Annotated in this window: 13 protein-coding genes; 4 read left to right on the plus strand and 9 right to left on the minus strand. The window is 71.0% G+C overall.

What is annotated here, in order from left to right; genetic code table 11:
* The 5 genes from MicB006_RS02140 to acs all read right to left on the minus strand — a co-directional run bounded on the left by MicB006_RS02140 (nt 1) and on the right by acs (nt 9,388).
* Nucleotides 1-933 carry an alpha/beta fold hydrolase gene (locus MicB006_RS02140; RefSeq protein ID WP_116503497.1) on the minus strand — a complete coding sequence of 311 codons (933 nt, stop codon included), beginning with the start codon at nt 931-933 and terminating at the stop codon, nt 1-3.
* 103 nt (nt 934-1,036) lie between these two features.
* Nucleotides 1,037-1,441, minus strand: coding sequence for a hypothetical protein (locus tag MicB006_RS02145; RefSeq protein ID WP_225980609.1), 405 nt, complete (start codon nt 1,439-1,441; stop codon nt 1,037-1,039).
* A gap of 181 nt (nt 1,442-1,622) precedes the next feature.
* Nucleotides 1,623-4,025, minus strand: coding sequence for an immune inhibitor A domain-containing protein (locus MicB006_RS02150; protein WP_073826268.1), 2,403 nt, complete (start codon nt 4,023-4,025; stop codon nt 1,623-1,625).
* A gap of 358 nt (nt 4,026-4,383) precedes the next feature.
* Nucleotides 4,384-7,167, minus strand: a complete 2,784-nt coding sequence (locus tag MicB006_RS02155) for an immune inhibitor A domain-containing protein (RefSeq protein WP_225980610.1) — start codon at nt 7,165-7,167, stop codon at nt 4,384-4,386.
* 232 nt (nt 7,168-7,399) lie between these two features.
* A complete protein-coding gene (gene acs, locus MicB006_RS02160) occupies nt 7,400-9,388 on the minus strand; it encodes an acetate--CoA ligase (RefSeq protein ID WP_116503501.1) in 1,989 nt (662 codons plus the stop codon).
* 222 nt (nt 9,389-9,610) lie between these two features.
* Between acs and MicB006_RS02165 the strand changes: the two genes are divergently transcribed.
* Nucleotides 9,611-10,357 (plus strand): oxidoreductase, encoded by a 747-nt coding sequence (locus MicB006_RS02165; RefSeq protein WP_073826258.1) that lies wholly within the window; start codon nt 9,611-9,613, stop codon nt 10,355-10,357.
* 32 nt (nt 10,358-10,389) lie between these two features.
* On the opposite strand, the gene MicB006_RS02170 is transcribed toward MicB006_RS02165, so the two are convergent.
* Nucleotides 10,390-11,196 (minus strand): HAD family phosphatase, encoded by an 807-nt coding sequence (locus MicB006_RS02170; protein WP_043327262.1) that lies wholly within the window; start codon nt 11,194-11,196, stop codon nt 10,390-10,392.
* A 647-nt stretch (nt 11,197-11,843) separates the two neighbouring features.
* On the opposite strand from MicB006_RS02170, the gene MicB006_RS02175 reads away from it, so the two are divergent.
* Nucleotides 11,844-12,596 carry a hypothetical protein gene (locus MicB006_RS02175; protein ID WP_116511084.1) on the plus strand — a complete coding sequence of 251 codons (753 nt, stop codon included), beginning with the start codon at nt 11,844-11,846 and terminating at the stop codon, nt 12,594-12,596.
* Between the two features lie 36 nt (nt 12,597-12,632).
* On the opposite strand, the gene MicB006_RS02180 is transcribed toward MicB006_RS02175, so the two are convergent.
* The 3 genes from MicB006_RS02180 to MicB006_RS02190 form a co-directional block, all read right to left on the minus strand.
* Entirely contained in the window at nt 12,633-13,043 is a 411-nt protein-coding gene (locus tag MicB006_RS02180; protein WP_152037812.1) for a hypothetical protein, read from the minus strand.
* Between the two features lie 116 nt (nt 13,044-13,159).
* Nucleotides 13,160-14,125, minus strand: coding sequence for a phosphotransferase enzyme family protein (locus tag MicB006_RS02185; protein WP_116511086.1), 966 nt, complete (start codon nt 14,123-14,125; stop codon nt 13,160-13,162).
* A gap of 52 nt (nt 14,126-14,177) precedes the next feature.
* On the minus strand, nt 14,178-14,873 hold the full coding sequence (locus MicB006_RS02190) for a hypothetical protein (RefSeq protein WP_116503505.1): 696 nt from the start codon (nt 14,871-14,873) through the stop codon (nt 14,178-14,180).
* 257 nt (nt 14,874-15,130) lie between these two features.
* On the opposite strand from MicB006_RS02190, the gene ssd reads away from it, so the two are divergent.
* Together ssd and MicB006_RS02200 are read left to right on the plus strand one after the other, a co-directional pair.
* Nucleotides 15,131-16,234, plus strand: coding sequence for a septum site-determining protein Ssd (gene ssd, locus MicB006_RS02195; RefSeq protein ID WP_116511087.1), 1,104 nt, complete (start codon nt 15,131-15,133; stop codon nt 16,232-16,234).
* Nucleotides 16,231-17,433: a TadA family conjugal transfer-associated ATPase gene (locus tag MicB006_RS02200; protein WP_116503507.1), complete on the plus strand. Its 1,203-nt coding sequence runs from the start codon at nt 16,231-16,233 to the stop codon at nt 17,431-17,433. Before ssd ends, MicB006_RS02200 begins: the two co-directional genes overlap by 4 nt.
* The last annotated feature ends 142 nt before the right edge of the window (nt 17,434-17,575 follow it).

A 17,575-nucleotide genomic window follows, 5' to 3' on the forward strand; every position in this document is an offset into this window, starting at 1 on the left:
TCAGGACTTCGCCCAGCGCAGGATCTCGCCGAGCACCAGGTCCCGGGCCTCCACGTGCGGGAAGTGCCCCACGTCGTCGAGCAGCCGCCACTCGTACGGCGCGCTGACGTAGCGGCCGGAGCCCTGGGCGGTACGGGGCAGCGAGGCGCGGTCGAGCGCGCCGTGCAGTTGCAGGGTCGGCGTGACGAGCGGCTTCTGCATCAGTTTCACGAAGCGGTAGCCGTGCAGCCGCAGCACCGAGCGGAACGCCCAGCGGTAGCCCTCCATCGCGCAGAACGCGGCCTGCGGGATCTGCATCGCGACCCGGCAGCAGTGGGCGTAGTCGGCGAAGTCGGGGCTGTCCGCCCAGCTTGGGCCGCCCCACCGGCGCAGGATCTCCTCCACCTCGGCGGCGTCGTCCCGGGTCAGGACGTGCTCGTAGCGGGGGAGCTGGAACTTCAGCGTCGCGGTGGCCGAGGCGAACTGGCCGCGCGGGTCGGCGAAGATGGCGGCCCGCAGCCGCAGCGGGTGCGGCGCGCCGAGCACCACGAGCCGCCGGACCAGGGTCGGGTGGAAGGAGGCGGCGGTCCAGCCGATGAGCCCGCCCGCGCCGGTGCCGACCACCGTGGCCGACCGCTCGCCCAGTGCGCGGATCAGGCCGGCGACGTCGGCGGCGAGCGTGTAGCCGTCGTACCCCCGGGGTGGCTTGTCGCTCGCGCCGTAGCCGCGCAGGTCGACGGCGACCGCCCGGAAGCCCGCGTCCGCGACCGCCGGAAGCATCTCGTGCCAGGCGTACCAGTACTCGGGGAAGCCGTGCAGGAAGAGCACCATCGGGCCGGCGCCCGCCTCGACGACGTGGAACCGGCTGCCGTTGGCGCCGACGAACCGGTGCGTCCACGGCCCTTCGGGCAGGACGCAGGACTCGTCGACGGGTCCGCCGCGCTGGTCGGTCATGGGGCACAGCCTAGGGCCGCCGGTCGCGCATCGGGCTCGCAGGTGACCAGGATCAGGGATTTCTCCGGGAGGCGACCCATGAGCCCCGAGACCGCTTGTGAGGTCAGGATTCGACGACGCGCATCGGGATGCCGGGACCGCAGTCGACCGAGCGGTCCCGCGCGGTGAGCCGCAGCGAGACGAAGTCGCCCTTGCGCAGTTCCCCGGTGTTCGGGCCGTAGACGGCGTACTCCGTGCCGTTCTCGTCCATCAGGCCGTAGCAGGGGCCGGAGCCGCCCCGGATGATCCAGCCGGCGACGACGCCGGCCGGCCGGTTGTCGGTCGGCTTCTTCGGGGGGCCGGCGGGGCGCCGCAGCGTCGGCAGTTCGGTGGCGGACAGCGGCGTGGGCCGGTCGGCAGGCGTGGCCGCGCCGCTCGCGGCCGGTGCGTCGGCTCGGGACGCGGGCGGCGTGGCCGGGCCGGCGGAGGGCGGCGTGACCGGGGTGGGCGGCTGGCGGTCGTCGGACACGGGTCCTCCGTTTCCGGCGCAGCCCGCGGCGGCGAGCAGCGCCATCGCGAGAGCGGCCGGCAGGGCGGTACGGGGCGTCACCGGGGTAGGACGCGGGCACGGGCCGGCGGGTTCCGGCGGAAAAGGGCGATGCCCGGGCGGTGAGCCCGCCCGGGCATCGCGTGGCGCGTCGATCAGTGGATCAGGAGAAGCGGACCTTCAGCGAGGTGCCGTTCTGCTCCAGGACCTTGATCTTGGTGCCGGTGGCCGGGAGCTTGACGCCGTGGTTCGGCAGCTCCGGGTACCAGTACTGCTTGGTGTCGTCGAACAGCGGCTGCGCCGCCTGGCCGCGGATGTACTGCGGCTGGCTGTTGATGTGCAGCGTGAACGAGTCGGCCTTCTTCAGGCTGAACGGCGCGTCGTAGACCTGGACACGGGCCCGCCAGGGCTGGCCGGTCAGGTTGTAGATCGGCCGCGGGTGCGCGTCGATGATCATGTTCCGACCCTCACCCGGGTGCGCGAACGTGTCGTTGTCCGCGAACCGGAGGTTCCAGTAGGAGATCAGCAGACCCTCCTGGTACGCGTAGTGGTCCACGTAGTCCGGGCGGGTGTTCGCGTAGCCGAAGAAGTACGGGCCGGTCTTGAGGTACTTGTCGTACGAGACGTACGACCGGTGACCGGCGATGTAGTAGTTGTCGAACTTACGGGTGTAGGTCTCCTCGACGATGCTGAAGCCGCTGAGGGTCCAGCCGTTCGCGCCGGCCTCGGCGCCGTCGGTGAGCACCGTCTGACCGTCGGCGGTCACGGTGACCGCGTCACCGTAGAAGCCGCCCTCGGAGACGCCGCCGTCCGTCTGGTAGCGGAGCCGGAACTGCACGACCTTGCCGGCGACCGCGTCCATCGGGATGTTGACGTCGACCCACTGGTTGTTGCTGGAGCCGTCCAGGGCGTAGCGCCCGGGGGAGATCTCCTTCAGCGGGGTGCCGTTGGCCGTACCGGGCAGCGAGGCCCAGGTCTGGCCACCGTCGGTGGACGCCTCGAAGAAGAGGTAGTCGTAGTCCGCCTCGATGCTGTAGCGACCCTTCATCGACAGCGCGGCGCTGGTCTTCCCGGTGAGGTCGACAGTGCGCGTCATCGTGTTGTTCAGGTCGTCGTCGTTGCCCGAGAAGAACTGCTTCGTACCCTCGAAGGGCTTGCCGTTCTGGAACGTGTACTCCCGCTGCGGCAGCACCACCACGGCGCCCTGGGCCTTGTTGGAGTTGTACTCCTGCGGCCCGAGTTCCAGGGTGCGCTTCTGGCCGGCCACGATCACCTCGTAGTCGAGCCAGCCGAGCTGGAGCTTGTTCCAGGCGCCGAGGTCGCCACCGCGCTCGCCGATGCCACCGTCGTTCTTGGCGCCGAGCCGGCTCTGGGCCATCAGGGTCCAGTGCTCGTTGTTGTTGTCCCCACCACTGACCACGTTGTAGTCGTCCGGCAGACCGAGGTCGTGGCCGTACTCGTGGTAGAAGACGCTGCGGCCACCGTTCTCCGGCTGGATCGTGTAGTCACCGATCCAGACGCCGGTGTTGCCGATCTGGGTGCCGCCGGCCGGGAAGTTCTCCGGGCCGGTGTTGCCCTGGTCGCTGGCGAAGGCGTACCACCGGTGGCTCCAGATGGCGTCCTCACCCTGGTACGGGTCACCGTCGGCCTCGTCACCGCCGGCGTGGACGATCTGGAAGTGGTCGATGTAGCCGTCCGGCTCGTTGAAGTCGCCGTCGCCGTCGAAGTCGTACCGGTCCCACTCGTCCATCGCCTTGACGTCCGCGGCGATCTCCGCGTCGGAGCGGCCCTGCGCCTTCTGGTCGGCGACCCACTGGTTGGCGGCGTCGCGGACCAGGGCCCAGGTGTTGGTGCAGACGTTCGAGGCGCACGGGTAGCCGCCGGAGCGGCCGTAGCGAGCCTCGTTGTACCGCACCTTCACCCAGTTGGTGACCTCGCCGTCGACGCTGTACCGACCCGAGGACTGGGCCTCGTAGTACTGCTTCAGCGACTCCTCGCCGGGCTTGGTGCCGAAGTACAGATCCCGGTAGTAGTCGGCGCTGTAGTCCGCCTGCCAGACCGTGGAGTTGTCCACCGCCCGGTTGGGCTGGGGGATCTGGTTGCGGAGCGGACCGTCGAACCGGGTCGGGCCCGGGGTGTCCGGGTCGGTGTCCTGGTCCGGGTAGTTCGGGTGCCGCTCGTCGCCGAACTCCGCGAGGATGACGAAGATCTTGTCGGTCCGCTCGCGGGAGAGTTCGACGTACTGGTCCTTGGTCGGACCCTTGCCTGCCTTGGTGCTCTTGGCTGCCTTGCCCGCCGCGGGACCGGCGACAGCCTGCTCGCCGACCTTGACGACCTTGCTGCCGTTGATCTTCTGGGCCTTCGCCCTGCCGGACAGGACCTCGCTGAGGCCCTCCTGGCGCAGCGCGCGCCGCTTCTCCTCCAGCGGGTTGGGCAGGTCGTGCTCAGCCTGCGCAGGCTCGGCCACCGACGGAGCGGCGGCCGGCAGCTTCGGCGTCGGCGCGGCGCTGGCGGATGTGCCTGCCATCAGCCCCGTCGCGGTCAGCGAAAGCCCGAGCAGACCCACTGCGACTTTGCGCACGTGGTACCTCCGGTGTGAGGGAACCGGCCCAACTGGGGGTACGGGCCGGTGGAACGTCCCACTAGTGGGACCAAGGGTGAACATAGACACTGCTGCGACTGGTGGGAAGATGCGTGCGTCGATTTGTTGCAACTTTTTGTTGAGAACGCTTTTCACCGTCACATGACCGCCGGTCGCCGAGCCGTTGACCAGCAACGATGCGCTCAGCGGTGAGTGCAGTGACATGCATGGATTAATCGGTTACGCGGAAGGGCCGGGAGCGCTCGCGCTCCCGGCCCTTCCCCCATCGAGCTGGATCAGATCATTTTTCGGTCATTCCGGTTCCGCTTTGACCGCGCCCGTTTCAGCTGCGCGGCGGTACCACGTACACCTGGGCGTACGAGTTGTCCTTGGCGGCCCGCTTGATGATGATCGAGACGCCGTACTGGACGCCCGCGTCACCCGGGTTGCCGGTGCCGAGCACGATCGCCCCGCCACCCAGCGTCGAACCGTAGTAGTCGGTCGCCGGAGTGCCGTCCGGGTTCACCACCCGGGTCGTGTACTGCTGGTTGCCCCGGGACGGGATGACCACCGAGGCGTCGTTGTCCCGCGCGTACGCGGCGCCGTCCCGGATCTCGATGCCCGGGTACCAGCCCTTGGCGTCGGTGAAGCCCTTCACCGGCGCCTGCGGGCCGAACTTCGTGCAGTACTCGCTGTACGGCTCGTCCGCCGCCTCCAGGCACTCCTTGAAGGGGTACGTGGGCTTGAGGCCGAACGCGGCGTTGGAGGACTGCGGCCGGCTGGGCAGGTTCTTCAGCACCGACGGGTCCTTCTCGGCCGCGGTGCCCTTGCGGCGCAGCGGGTCGTTGTGCGAGTCGACGATCAGCAGACCGCCCTTCGCGCCGTAGCTGGGCAGCGCGGTCATCTGCGCGGTGACGTGGTTGACGTCGCCGAGCTGGGTGTCCCGGTACCAGACCAGCATGCCCGGCGCGTTGTACGCGATCCGGTCGACCTTCCAGGCCTCGTGCGAGTAGACGGTGTCGTAGGTGTACTTCAGGCCGTTGTCGAAGCCGTCGAAGTTGCGCCACTCGGCCAGGTAGTAGTGCGACTTGACCTGCGTGCCCGAGTCGATGTACCAACCCGCGCCGCTGGTGTCGGTGAAGGTGCCGCCGGTCTGGGTCCAGCCCGCCGCGCCGCTCTCGACGTCGTCGCTCCACGTGGTCGCGCCGCCGCCGGTCACCGAGAAGTCGTCGGCGAACCAGCCGCGCTCGACGAACGCCTCGTCGGTGGCGTACCGCAGCCGCACCTGCACGGTCTGCCCGGCGAACGACGACAGGTCGACGTAGTCGTGCCGCCAGCCGCCGGTGCTGCCGGTCAGGCCGTACTTCTTGTTGCCGAAGTCGACCATCCGGCCGTTCGGGTCGGCGTAGCCGTCGTTGGTGGAGACCAGCGCGCCGCCCTCGGCGTACACCTTCTGCTCGTTCCAGGTGGCGCCGCCGTCGGTGGAGACCTCGACGAAGCCGAAGTCCCAGTCCGCCTCGATGACGTAGTTGTTCCACATCCAGAACTTCGCGTCGGCGGCGTTCGGGACGGTCACCGTGCGGCTCAGCTTGACGTCGGCCCAGTTCTGGTCCGCGCCGGAGTACCACATGTTCCCGCCGCTGTGCGGCGTCGCCAGCGAGATCACCTTGTCCGGCAGGTCGATCTTGATGCCGTCCTCGGTGCCGACCGGCGTACGCGAGGTCTGCCCGAGCTTGACCAGCTTGGACCGGTCACCCGGCCCGAACGTCTTCGGCTCGGCCCAGCCGAGCACCCACTTGTCCCAGAGGCCCATGTGGGTGGGGAGCGCCTGGAAGATCTCGCCGGAGTGCGAGCCGGACGCCATCAGGTCCCAGAAGTCCACGTCGGAGTCGGCGTTGCCGGAGGTGTCGTAGAGGTCCGGCAGGCCCAGGTCGTGCCCGAACTCGTGGGCGAAGACGCCGACGCCGGCGTCCTCCGGCTGCACGATGTAGTTCGACACCTTGAGGTTGGTGCCCGGGATCGTGTAGCCGCCGGTCACGGTCGAGGAGTGCGCCCAGACCGAGTAGATCCCGACATCGCCGCCGCCACGGGACTTGCCCTGGTTGGCGTGCACCAGCACCAGGTGGTCGATCACGCCGTCCGGCTCGTGGTAGTTGCCGTCGCCGTCGCGGTCGCTCTGGTCCTCGATGTCGTAGTCGGCCCACGGGAAGTTCGGGTCGGACGCGGCCAGCGCGTCGATCGCGTCGGTGGCGAGACGCCCGGCGCCCTGCGGGTTGTCCGGGTGGCCGTTCATCGACTGCTCACGCCCGGCGACCCAGTTGCCGTTCTCGTCCTGGAAGCAGCGCGACGCGGCGTACCAGCCCTCCGAGTGCGGCACCGTGATCCACGGGCTGGCCTGCCCGTCCACGGTGTACGCGCCCTTGGACATCTCCAGGTACATGTTGTGCATGGTCCGCCCGGCGAGGCTGATGCCCGGCTTGCCGTCCGGCCCCTTGAGGTCCTTGCGGACCCGCTCGGTGATGCCCTTCTTGCTGTAGAGCATCTTGTCGTAGTGGGCCGGCGAGAAGTCCGGCACCCACATCGAGTTGTTGTCCTTGTGCGGCAGCGTGGCCGGGTTCGGGATGGTGTTGTGCCGCGGCCCGTTCTGCACGGTGCCGGGAACGCAGGTGCGGTCCTCGAACACCGTCTTCGGGACCATCACGTTGGTGAAGTCGTCGTTGGCCTTGTCGTTGAACTCGACGAGCAGGGTCAGCAGCTTGGCGGTCTGCGTGCTCTTGGCCTTCTTGATCTTCCGCGGGCTGTGACCGGTCCGGATGGACTTGGCTTCCAGCTTGGCCAGCTCGCGGGCGGCGATCGGGTTGCCGCCGGCGTACTTGCGGTCGTAGGCGCGGGCCTCGTCCGCCGGTGAGGAGAAGACGCCGTCGCGACCCTTGATCTCCTTGCCGCCGGTGTCCGGCTGCACCTCGGGCTCGGCGTAGTTGATGTAGTGCTCGTCCGCCCCGATCGTGACCGGTGCGGACCGGGACGGCTGGGCCGCCGCGCTGCCCGTCGCGGTCAGCGACGTGGCCGCGAGCGCGATGACGGGCAGCGCGACGAGTAAGCGTCGCCGTGCCCTGTGCTGCGACATGGGGAGCATGCCACTCCGTTCGTAGGGAATGGTGGGGAACCGGCCGTCTCACTGACGCTCGTCGAAATCCGCCGGTGCGGCTGAACGTAACCGACAACCAGCGACATCGACAGTGGTGGAAAAGTGCTCTGGCCGATCAGGTCAGATCGGGTCCACCGATCGACCAGCGCGGATCCCGGGTACGACGAAGGGGGCGGACCGCAGTGCGGTCCGCCCCCTGGCCAGGCCGTGGTCAGTCCTCGTCGGACTTGCCGCCGCTCATCCCCGACGAGATCAACTCCATCACCGAGGAGTCCTGGAGCGTGGTCACGTCGCCGAGCGACCGGTTCTCCGCCACGTCCCGCAACAGCCGGCGCATGATCTTGCCGGACCGGGTCTTCGGCAGCTCAGGCACCAGCATGATCTGCCGCGGCTTGGCGATCGGGCCGAGCGTCTTCGCCACGTGGTTGCGCAGCTCGGCGATGAGCTGCTCGCCCGCGTCGCCGGCGGTCTCCGCGGTGCCGCGCGGGATGGCGAACGCGACGATCGCCTGCCCGGTGGTCGGGTCGGTCGCGCCGACCACCGCCGCCTCCGCCACCGACGGGTGGCTGACCAGCGCCGACTCCACCTCCGTGGTGGAGATGTTGTGGCCGGACACCAACATCACGTCGTCGACCCGGCCCAGCAGCCAGATGTGCCCGTCGTCGTCCTTCTTCGCGCCGTCACCGGCGAAGTAGACCCACTCGTCGCCGGTGTTGGCGCCCGCGCCGAACCGCGACCAGTACGTCTCCAGGAACCGGTTGTCGTCACCCCAGATGGTCCGCAGCATCGACGGCCACGGCTCCTTCAGCACCAGGTACCCGCCGCCGCCGTTCGGCACCGACTGGCCCTGGTCGTCCACCACGTCGGCGACGATGCCGGGCAGCGGGGTCATCGCGGAACCGGGCTTCGCCTCGGTCACGCCGGGCAGCGGCGAGATCATGATGGCGCCGGTCTCGGTCTGCCACCAGGTGTCCACCACCGGCAGCTCACCGCGGCCGACGTGCTGCCGGTACCAGATCCACGCCTCCGGGTTGATCGGCTCACCGACGCTGCCGAGCAGGCGCAGCGACGACAGGTCGTACCCGGCCGGGATGTCCTCGCCCCACTTCATCATGGTGCGGATCAGCGTCGGCGCGGTGTACAGGGTGGTCACCTTGTACTTGTCGACGATCTCCCAGAACCGGCCCTTGTGCGGGGTGTCCGGGGTGCCCTCGTACATGACCTGGGTGGCGCCGTTGGAGAGCGGGCCGTACACGATGTAGGAGTGCCCGGTCACCCAGCCGATGTCGGCCGTGCACCAGTAGACGTCCGTCTCCGGCTTCAGGTCGAACACCGCGTGCGTGGTGTACGACACCTGGGTCAGGTAGCCGCCGGTGGTGTGCAGGATGCCCTTCGGCCGGGCGGTCGTGCCGCTGGTGTAGAGGATGAACAGCGGGTGCTCGGCGTCGAACGCCTGGGCCTCGTGCTCCGGCGACGCGGTCTCCACCGTCTCGTGCCACCAGTGGTCCTTGCCCGACCAGGCGACCTCCTCACCGGTACGCCGGACCACCAGCACGTGCTCCACCGACGGGCACTTCGCCACCGCCTCGTCCACCGTCGGCTTGAGCGCCGACGGCTTGCCCCGCCGGTACCCGCCGTCCGCGGTGATCACCACCTTGGCGCTGGCGTCCTGGATCCGGTTGGTGAGCGCGTCGGCGGAGAAGCCGCCGAACACCACGCTGTGGGTGGCGCCGATCCGGGCGCAGGCGAGCATCGCCACCGCCGCCTCCGGGATCATCGGCATGTAGATCGCCACCCGGTCACCGGCGCTCACGCCCAGCTCGGTCAGCGCGTTCGCCGCCTGGCAGGTGAGCCGGTGCAGGTCGGCGTAGGTGACGGTGCGGGTGTCGCCGGGCTCGCCCTCCCAGTGGATCGCCACCTTGTCCCCGAGGCCCGCCTCGACGTGCCGGTCCAGGCAGTTGTACGCCACGTTCAGCCGGCCCCCGGTGAACCACTTCGCGAACGGGGCGTTCGACCAGTCGAGCACCTGCTCCCACGGCTGGGCCCAGGCCAGCCGGCCGGCCTGACGCTCCCAGAAGGCCAGCCGGTCACCGGCCGCCTCCTCGTACGCCTCGGCGGTCACGTTGGCGTTCGCGGCGAGTTCAGCCGGCGGCGGGAACTGGCGCGTCTCGTTCAGCAAGTTGGCCAATGCCTCGCTCATGCGGTGACTCCTTCGTCGCGTGACCTGCGTCTCCTACTCCGGGGAAGGTTAGTCCCGCCGTACCCCGGTCGCGACCGCCCGACCCCTCGCCGCGCGCCCAGCGGCCTTCCCCTCGCGCCGAGGTGTAAGGAAGGGCCCCCTGTTAACGCCTCCGGTAGAGGAAGGGCCCCTTCTTAACAACCCCGGGCATGCGGGGAGCCCGGCGGTCGCTAGCGTGACGGGGTGACCACCGATCCGCTCGCCCCGCTGCTCGCGCTCGCCGACGTCGCCCCCGCCGTCGAGCAGGCCCGCGACCGGGTCGACCAGGCCCACCGGCACCGCGCGCTGCGCCGCCAGGGCGGCCAGGTCGCCGCCGAGGTCAGCCTCCGCTCGGCCGTGGCCAGCGCCGCGCTGGAAGGCCGCGACCACGACCGCGAGGAGGTACGCGCCGGCACGGTCACCGACCCGGTGCTGCAGGGCGCGCTGCGGGTGGCCGGAGCGCTCCCCGGGCTCAGCGACCTCTGGCCCAAGGCGCCCCGGCAGGTGCTGGCTCGGCTGCACGTGCTCGCTGCCCGTGACGTGGTGACCGAGGAGGAACTGGGCCGGCCGGTCGCCGATCCGGTGGTCGCGGCCCGCCTCGACGGCCTGGCCGCCCTGGTCGCCGGCGGCACGAAGGTGCCACCGCTGGTGCTGGCCGCCGTCGTACACGGCGAGCTGCTGAACCTGCGCCCGTTCCCCGGCCCGTCCGGGGTGGTGGCCCGGGCCGCCGCCCGGCTGGTGCTGATCTCCACCGGGTTCGACCCCCGCGGGCTGGTCGCGGTGGACGTCGGTCACCGCGAGCGCGAACCCGAGTACGTGGGCGCGGCCGGCGCGTTCGCCACCGGCACGCCCGACGGCCTGCGCTCCTGGCTGCGGCACTACATGACGGCTGTGGAGGTCGGCGCGGACCAGATCACGCTCATCGGCGACGAGATCCTCGCCGCGTCCTGAGGGGTGGCCGACCTGTCCGGTGGCCCGTCCGGTCAGGCGGTGGGTGCGGCGGCGCGGGTGCGGCGGTGCCGGCCGTACCAGGCGATGCCGATGGCCACGCCGACGCCCACACCGAGCGCCGCCGCCGCGACCGGCACGGCCGGCCGCTCACGCAGGCGGCGGCCCAGCGGAATCGGGTGGCGGAACTCCAGCACCGGCCACGAGTTCTCCACCGCAAGCTTGCGCAGCGCCCGGTCCGGGTTGACCACCGTCGGATGCCCCACGCACTCCAGCAGCGGCCGATCCGAGTACGAGTCGGAGTACGCGTACGAGTCGCTGAGGTCGTAGTCGCGTTCCAGAGCCAGCTCGCTGACCGCCTCGACCTTGCTCGGACCGGCGGCGTAGAACTCGACCTCACCGCTGTAGCGGCCGTCCACCACACCCATGCGGGTGGCGATCACATCGGTGATCCCGAGCAGCTCGCCGATCGGCCGGACCATCTCGTCACCCGACGCGGAGACCAGCACCACGTCCCGGCCGGCTGCCTGGTGCTCCTCGATGAGAGCGGCCGCTTCGGCGTACACATAGGGGTTGATCAGCTCGTGCAGCGTCTCCGCGACGATCTGGCGGACCTGTTCCACCGGCCAGCCCTTGCAGAGTGTGGCCAGGTAGTCCCGGGTGCGGGCCATGGTCTGCTCGTCGGTGCCGCCCAGCCGGAACATCAACTGCGCGTACGCCGACTTGACCACGTCACGCCGAGTGATCAGCCCGTCCCGGTAGAACGGCCGACCGAATGCCAGGGCGCTCGATTTGGCGATGACGGTCTTGTCGAGATCGAAGAAAGCGGCGCTGCGGCCCACGGCGCGAAAGTCTAGCCCGACGGCGGCACGGAGGCGTCCGCCCAGGGTCATGGAAGTTGATGAGCACCCGCAGGAGTGACGGCGGTCACATCTGATGTGCGAGAAATTAGCTTTGCGTGGACTGAACACCACTCGACGTATAAGGGTCGGCTGCGGCATGCTTGTCCTCGCGACGGGAGTTCGCATTCCCGACGCCGCCGGCCTCGGCGGTTGCACCCCCCGTAACCGCTGAGTCGGTTCGGCTCGACCCCCCCGGAGCCGAACCACAAGACGACCCCCGTCTCCCCCCGACGGGGGTCGTCCCTTTGCCCCGTGAGCGTTCCGCCGCAGGTCACAGGCCCTCCCCGGCGTCGTCCAGGTCACCTCCCGGCGGTGATGCCAGCGCCGGAGGCGGCAGAAGCCACATGGGCCTCCAGGCGCTCGGCGAGCGCCGCTATGGCTGGTCAGTACCTCGACCGGAACGATGCAAGGCAACTTTCCAACCGACCGTGCGAGGAACGCAGGGCCACTGGGCGTGCAGAACACCTCTGCCGAGCTGACAACCGTGCGCGCGCACCTGCTCGTTGACGTGTGCGGCTACAGATCGGTCTCAGGGGTCTGTGACAGACCACCAAGCCGACATGATCGTCGGGAGCGGAAGGAGCGACGTGGGCGCGAAAACGGCACTGCTGGCGTTTACTGACGGCGACATTCGTCCGGCGCTGCGGAGCGCCAGGCAATCGGAGCGAGCCGACACCGAGGCGTTGGTGCGTCGAGTCCACCCCGGCTACGTCGTCGAGCCCGGCGATGACGACACCTTGCTCGACGGCGTCTACCCGCCGGACGGCGTCACGTACGCCACCGTGCTGGCCGGGGCGGAGCTGTACTGCGACCGACGGCTCGTGCTCGACCGCCCCTCTGAGCTGCCGGAGCACCTGCGCCTGGCCGGAGCAGGCCGGCGAATCATCATGCACGGGATGCACTCGGCCGTGGACTGGCTCGGCTTCGCGGTGTGGGAGGACGGCGTGCTGGTCAGATCACTGAGTCTGTCGCCCAGCGGCGGCATCCAGGAGAACATCGGCGAGCCGTACGACTTCGAGTTGCCGTACTGGACCGGTGAGCATTCCGTCGAGCCGGTCCCGGGCTGGCACGACCAGGACCCGTACCCGCTGCCGTTTCATCCCCTCGACCTTGGCGAGGAAGCGTTGCGTGCGCTGTTCGGTTTCATCATCGAGGGCCGTCCGTCGCCCGACGACATCGACCCTGACGACGTGCATCTGCACGGCTTTCACGCGACCGATCCGTCCGTTGACGCGCGGGCCGCGCGCGAGGCCGCCCATGCGGAGGCACTGCAGACCATGGGGCCACCGAGGATGTACCGCATGGGTCCGGACGGAACGATGCGCGAGGTCAGCTCCTGATCCGCCGACGGGCGGACCAGCAGGCGCATGCCCGGGTCAGGTGAGGCCGAGCGCCGTGAGGAGTTGCGTGAACCTGGGCGCCACGAGCCGCCAGGAGCATCGGCTGGGGTCGGTCCAGAAGTCACTGGCGACGACCCTCGGGTCAGCGAAATCGGTGCGGTAGTCGAGCGCGAGGGCGACGTCGTCTCCGGGGTTCCGGTTGACCGCGATGAGGACTGCACGATCGGCGTCGAGCCACGGCAGGTCGACCGGACGATCCATGCGGTTGCCGCGGGTCACTCGAAACAGCTGCGACGACGGGGCGTCGTCGGCGAAGAGATCCAGGGCGTCGTTCTCGAACCGCATCCGGTCAAGACTGGCGGGGAACATCAGTGGGTATTGGAACCACGGCATGACGCTCTGAAGCACGTGGTCCCCGGGGTGCCGCCAACGGTCCTGTTCCAGCACGTCGACCAGCGTGGTGGGCAGAGGAAGACCTCGGATCGTCCAATCCTGCCGATCAGAGTCCTCGTACACGTGACCTCGCAACGTCAGCTGTCCGCCAGGGCGGACAGGGTAGCTGTTCAGGGCGCGTAGCCGGGATCGGCGACGGCCTCGGCGATACGGGTGAGCCAGTGCAGGTCGTTGGCCCGGGACTCCGGACTGGCCTCGGAGTCGAGGATGCTGCGGAGAAAAGCGGCCACGTCGTCGAGATGCCGCTCGCCGCGGTAGTAACTCAGCAACCCCTGATCCGGCTCCACCGGCCCGTAGCCTCGCCGGAACAGTGCGGCCCGGTGCGCGTCGATCGGGTGGTCGCCGAAGTCCTGGCTGTGGACGAACATCAGGTCCCGCTCGCGCGGCGCGAGCATCGGCGCGTCCCAGTCCACGACGTGCAGCGGACCGTCGCCGTCGGCGATCAGGTTGCCCGGGTGGATGTCGGCGTGGGCGACGACGTGCCGAGCGCGCGTCACACCGGACGCAAGCTCGTCCACCGTGTCCGCCAGCCGGTGCAGCGCGGCACCGTACCGCTTCCAGAACGCGCCGAGGGCGTCGCTCGCCGCGGCCTGCTCGCCGAGCGTTCGCACCCGCTCGCCCGCGGTCGACCGGTAGGTCTCCACCGGCAGGACAGCGGCGAGTTCGGCGCTCGGCGTGACCTCGTGCAGCCGGCCCAGGAACTCGCCGTACTCGATCCACTGGCGGTCGGTGAGACCGCGAGTCCACAGACTGCCGCCCTCATGGAACGGGTAGAGCAGCAGCCGGTAGCCCTCGAAGCCGTGGACGGCGCCGCCGTCCGGAAGGTCGATCGGCGCGACGACCTGCCGTAGGCCCCGCGCGCGAAGGAAACCGGGCAGCGCGACGGCGGCCCGGGTGAACTCGCCGCGGCGCAGCTTCAGGAAGTACCGCCCACCGCTGGCCGTGTCCACCCGGTACGCCCAGGCGTTCCCGTCGAGCCTGACCGGCAGGAACACGAGGTCGGCGACGTCCAGTGACCAGGCGGCGGCTACCTCGGCCGCCACCATCTGCTCGTCAACGCCAGGTTTGTCGATCACGGCCCGGAGCGTCGCAGCCGGCATCCCGACCGGCAAGCGAGTTGCGGTCGGGTCAGCGGATCACCGCACGCATCGGGCGCCTGGCCGGCTCGAAACACACCAGCCCGCCGCCGCGCTCGTCGGTGACCACCCAGGGATGACCGACGTACGTCTGCTGCCGGTAGGACTGCCCGGGCTCGAGCAGCGCGTACCGCTGGCGCCGGCCCTCGTAGTTGAGCCAGTAGACGGTGACAGGCGCCCGCCGGGTGTTGACGAAGTCGATGAACGTCTCCGGTCCGCCGCCGTGTGAACGCAGCGTCCGTTCGCGTGACGGCGGCAGCGGGCTGAGCTCGCCAGGACCGATGACCGGCGGTTTCGACCTGGAACGTGAGGGCTTCGGCGACGCCGGCTTCCTGGTCGGAGCGGCGGCCCGGGTCGGCGCGGCCGTCCGGGTGGGCAGGACGGAGCGGCTGGAGAGCGACACCGGCGGCGGCGACCAGGACGCAGCCGGTGCCTCCGTGGCCTGCTCGGGCAGCGGCGGGGACGCCAGGATCGCCTGACCCTCGATCGGTGGCGGAAGGTCGGGGCGGCGGGGCGTCGCGAAGGCGCTGACGATGCTGGCGAGTACCACGACCACGAGCCCGACCGCGATCGCGGCGAGCGCTGTCGGTGAAGGATCACGCAGCCAGGCCTCGCCGCCGGTCGGTTCGCCGGGCAGCGCGTGACGTGGAGGTGGGGGAATCGCGAGGGGGTGCGACGAATCGGTCATGGCCTCGAATCCGCAAGCCGGTGCCGTCCATAGAGCGGCGAGGGGGTCCCGATTATCCGTTACTGATCATCCCCGTAGTCAATGGCTGACCGTGCGCTCAGTGCTCCGGCCCTCGCGGCACATAGCAGATCCACTCTTCCGCCGAGGTCTGTCCACATCACACTTCGTTGTCCACAGGCGAGCGGTCATTCCCCTCGCTCGGCTCGTCGGCTCGGCAGGCTGCCGGGCACGTCCGAGTCCGACCGATGGAGGCCGCCATGCCGCCGCGCACCCCGCTCCCGCCGTACCGCCGCCTGCCTCTGCTCGTCACCTCCGACGGCGACCTTCTCGACGAGCTGCTGCGGCTCGCGGCGGCCGGTGGCACCGAGGTCGAGCTGGCCGCCGACCCGGCGGCCGCCCGGGCCCGCTGGGCGCCGGCGCCGCTGGTGCTGGTCGGCGCCGACCAGGCGGCGGCCTGCCTGCGGGCCCGCCTTCCCCGCCGTCCCCGCACGGTCCTGGTCGGTCGCTCCGGCCAGCTCGATCCGGGTACGGAGTTGGCCGAGCTGATCGGCGCGGAGCACGTCGCGACGCTGCCGGCCGCCGAGCCCTGGCTGATCGACCGGTTCGCCGAATGCGGGGCCGGCCCGTCGGGACCGGCGTCGGCGCGGGTGGTGGCGGTGCTCGGCGGGCGGGGTGGCGCCGGGGCCAGTGTGCTGGCCGGCGGGCTCGCCGTCACCGCGGCCCGCTCGCGCCTGCGGACGCTGCTTGTGGACGCCGACCCGCTCGGCGGGGGCCTCGATCTCGTACTCGGGTGGGAGCAGCTCGACGGGTTGCGCTGGCCCGAGCTGGCCGGCACGGACGGGCGCGTCGACCCGCCGTCGCTGGTCCGCGCGCTGCCCAGCCGAGGTGACCTGGTGGTGCTCTCCTGGGATCGCGGGGACCTGCGGCACCTGCCGGCCGAGGCGATGGCCGCCACCGTCGACGCCGGCCGTCGAGGGCGGGACCTGGTCGTGCTCGACCTGCCCCGGCACCTCGACGACGCGGCGGTGATCGCGCTCCAGGCCGCCGACCGTGCGCTGCTCGTCGTACCGGCCGAGCTGCGGGCCGCAGCCGCTGCGGCCCGGGTCGCCGCCGTCGCCGCGCCACACTGCGTCGACCTGTCCGTGATCGTGCGCGGCCCGGCACCCGGCCGGCTTCGCGCGGCCGAGGTGTCCCGGGCGCTGGGGCTGCCGCTCGCCGGCACGCTGCGGCCCGAGCCGGGGCTGTGCCGAGGGCTCGAGCGGGGCGAGGCGCCGGGCGCGAGCGGCAAGGGCCCGCTCGCCGTCCTGTGCCAGCGGCTCGTGGACGAGCTGGTCGGGTCGCCAGCGGCAGGTGCGGCATGACCGGGCCGGCCGACCCCGGGGAGCTGGCCGTCCGGGTCCGGCACCGGTTCGCCGCCGAGGCGACGCCGGTCACGCCGGCGGCGATCGTCTCGGCCGTACGCGCTGAACCGGCGACCGCGGTCCTCGGCGACACCACGTTGCTGCGGATCGCCGACCGGGTGCACGACGACCTGATCGGCGCCGGCCCGCTCGCGCCGCTGCTCGCCGACCCGCAGGTCACCGACGTGCTGGTGAACGGGGTACGGGTCTGGGTCGACAGGGGGCAGGGGCTGCGTCAGGTGGCCGTGCCGCTGGGCACGCTCGACGACGTACGCCGGCTGGCGCAGCGCCTCACCGCCGCTGCCGGTCGCCGGCTGGACGACGCCTCCCCGTACGCCGACGCGCGGCTGCCCGACGGCACCCGGTTGCACGCCGTGCTGCCGCCGGTGGCGACCGACGGGCCGTACCTGTCGCTGCGTACCTTCCGGCAGCGGCCGTTCACCCTCGACGAGCTGGTGGATCGGGGCACCGTCGCCCGGCCGGTCGCCCCGCTGCTCGCCGCGGTGGTGGCCGCCCGCCTCGCGTACCTGGTCAGCGGCGGCACCGGCTCCGGCAAGACGACACTGCTCAACACGCTGCTCGGGCTGGTGCCCGGCACCGAGCGGATCGTGCTGGTGGAGGACGCCGCCGAGCTGCGGCCGGTGCATCCGCACGTGATCGGGTTGCAGGCGCGTACCGCGAACGTCGAGGGCGCCGGGGCGGTCGGGCTCGGCGATCTGGTCCGGCAGGCGCTGCGGATGCGGCCGGACCGGCTGGTCGTGGGCGAGTGCCGGGGCGCCGAGGTGGTGGACCTGCTCGCCGCGTTGAACACCGGCCACGACGGCGGGGCGGGGACGCTGCACGCGAACGCCCCGGCCGACGTCCCGGCCCGGCTGGAAGCGCTCGGGATGCTCGGTGGCCTGCCCCGGCTCGCGCTGCACGCGCAGGTCGCGGCCGCGTTGCAGGTCGTCCTTCAGCTCCGCCGGACCGGCGAGGGACGGGTGCTGGACTCCATCGGCCTGCTGCTGCCCGACGGCCCCGACCGCGTGGTGACTGTGATTCCGGCCTGGGTACGAGGGCGAGGCCCCGGTCCGGCGGCCCGTGCGTTCGGCGCCCTGCTGCGGCAGCGGGGTGTGCCGGTGCCGCCGATCCTCCAGGTGTCCGGGGCGGAACCGTCGTGACCGCCCGGCTCGGGCTGGTGGCTCTGCTCCTCGCGGTGGCGGCGGCGGCCGTCGCCTGGCCGGTACGCGCGGGTCGCGCCCGGCGACTGGCGGTCCTGGGCGGTGGTTCGGCCCAGCGCGGAAGGGGTCCGCGCCGGCCGCT

It is taken from the genome of Micromonospora sp. B006, from assembly GCF_003408515.1.
Lineage (GTDB): Bacteria > Actinomycetota > Actinomycetes > Mycobacteriales > Micromonosporaceae > Micromonospora > Micromonospora echinospora_A.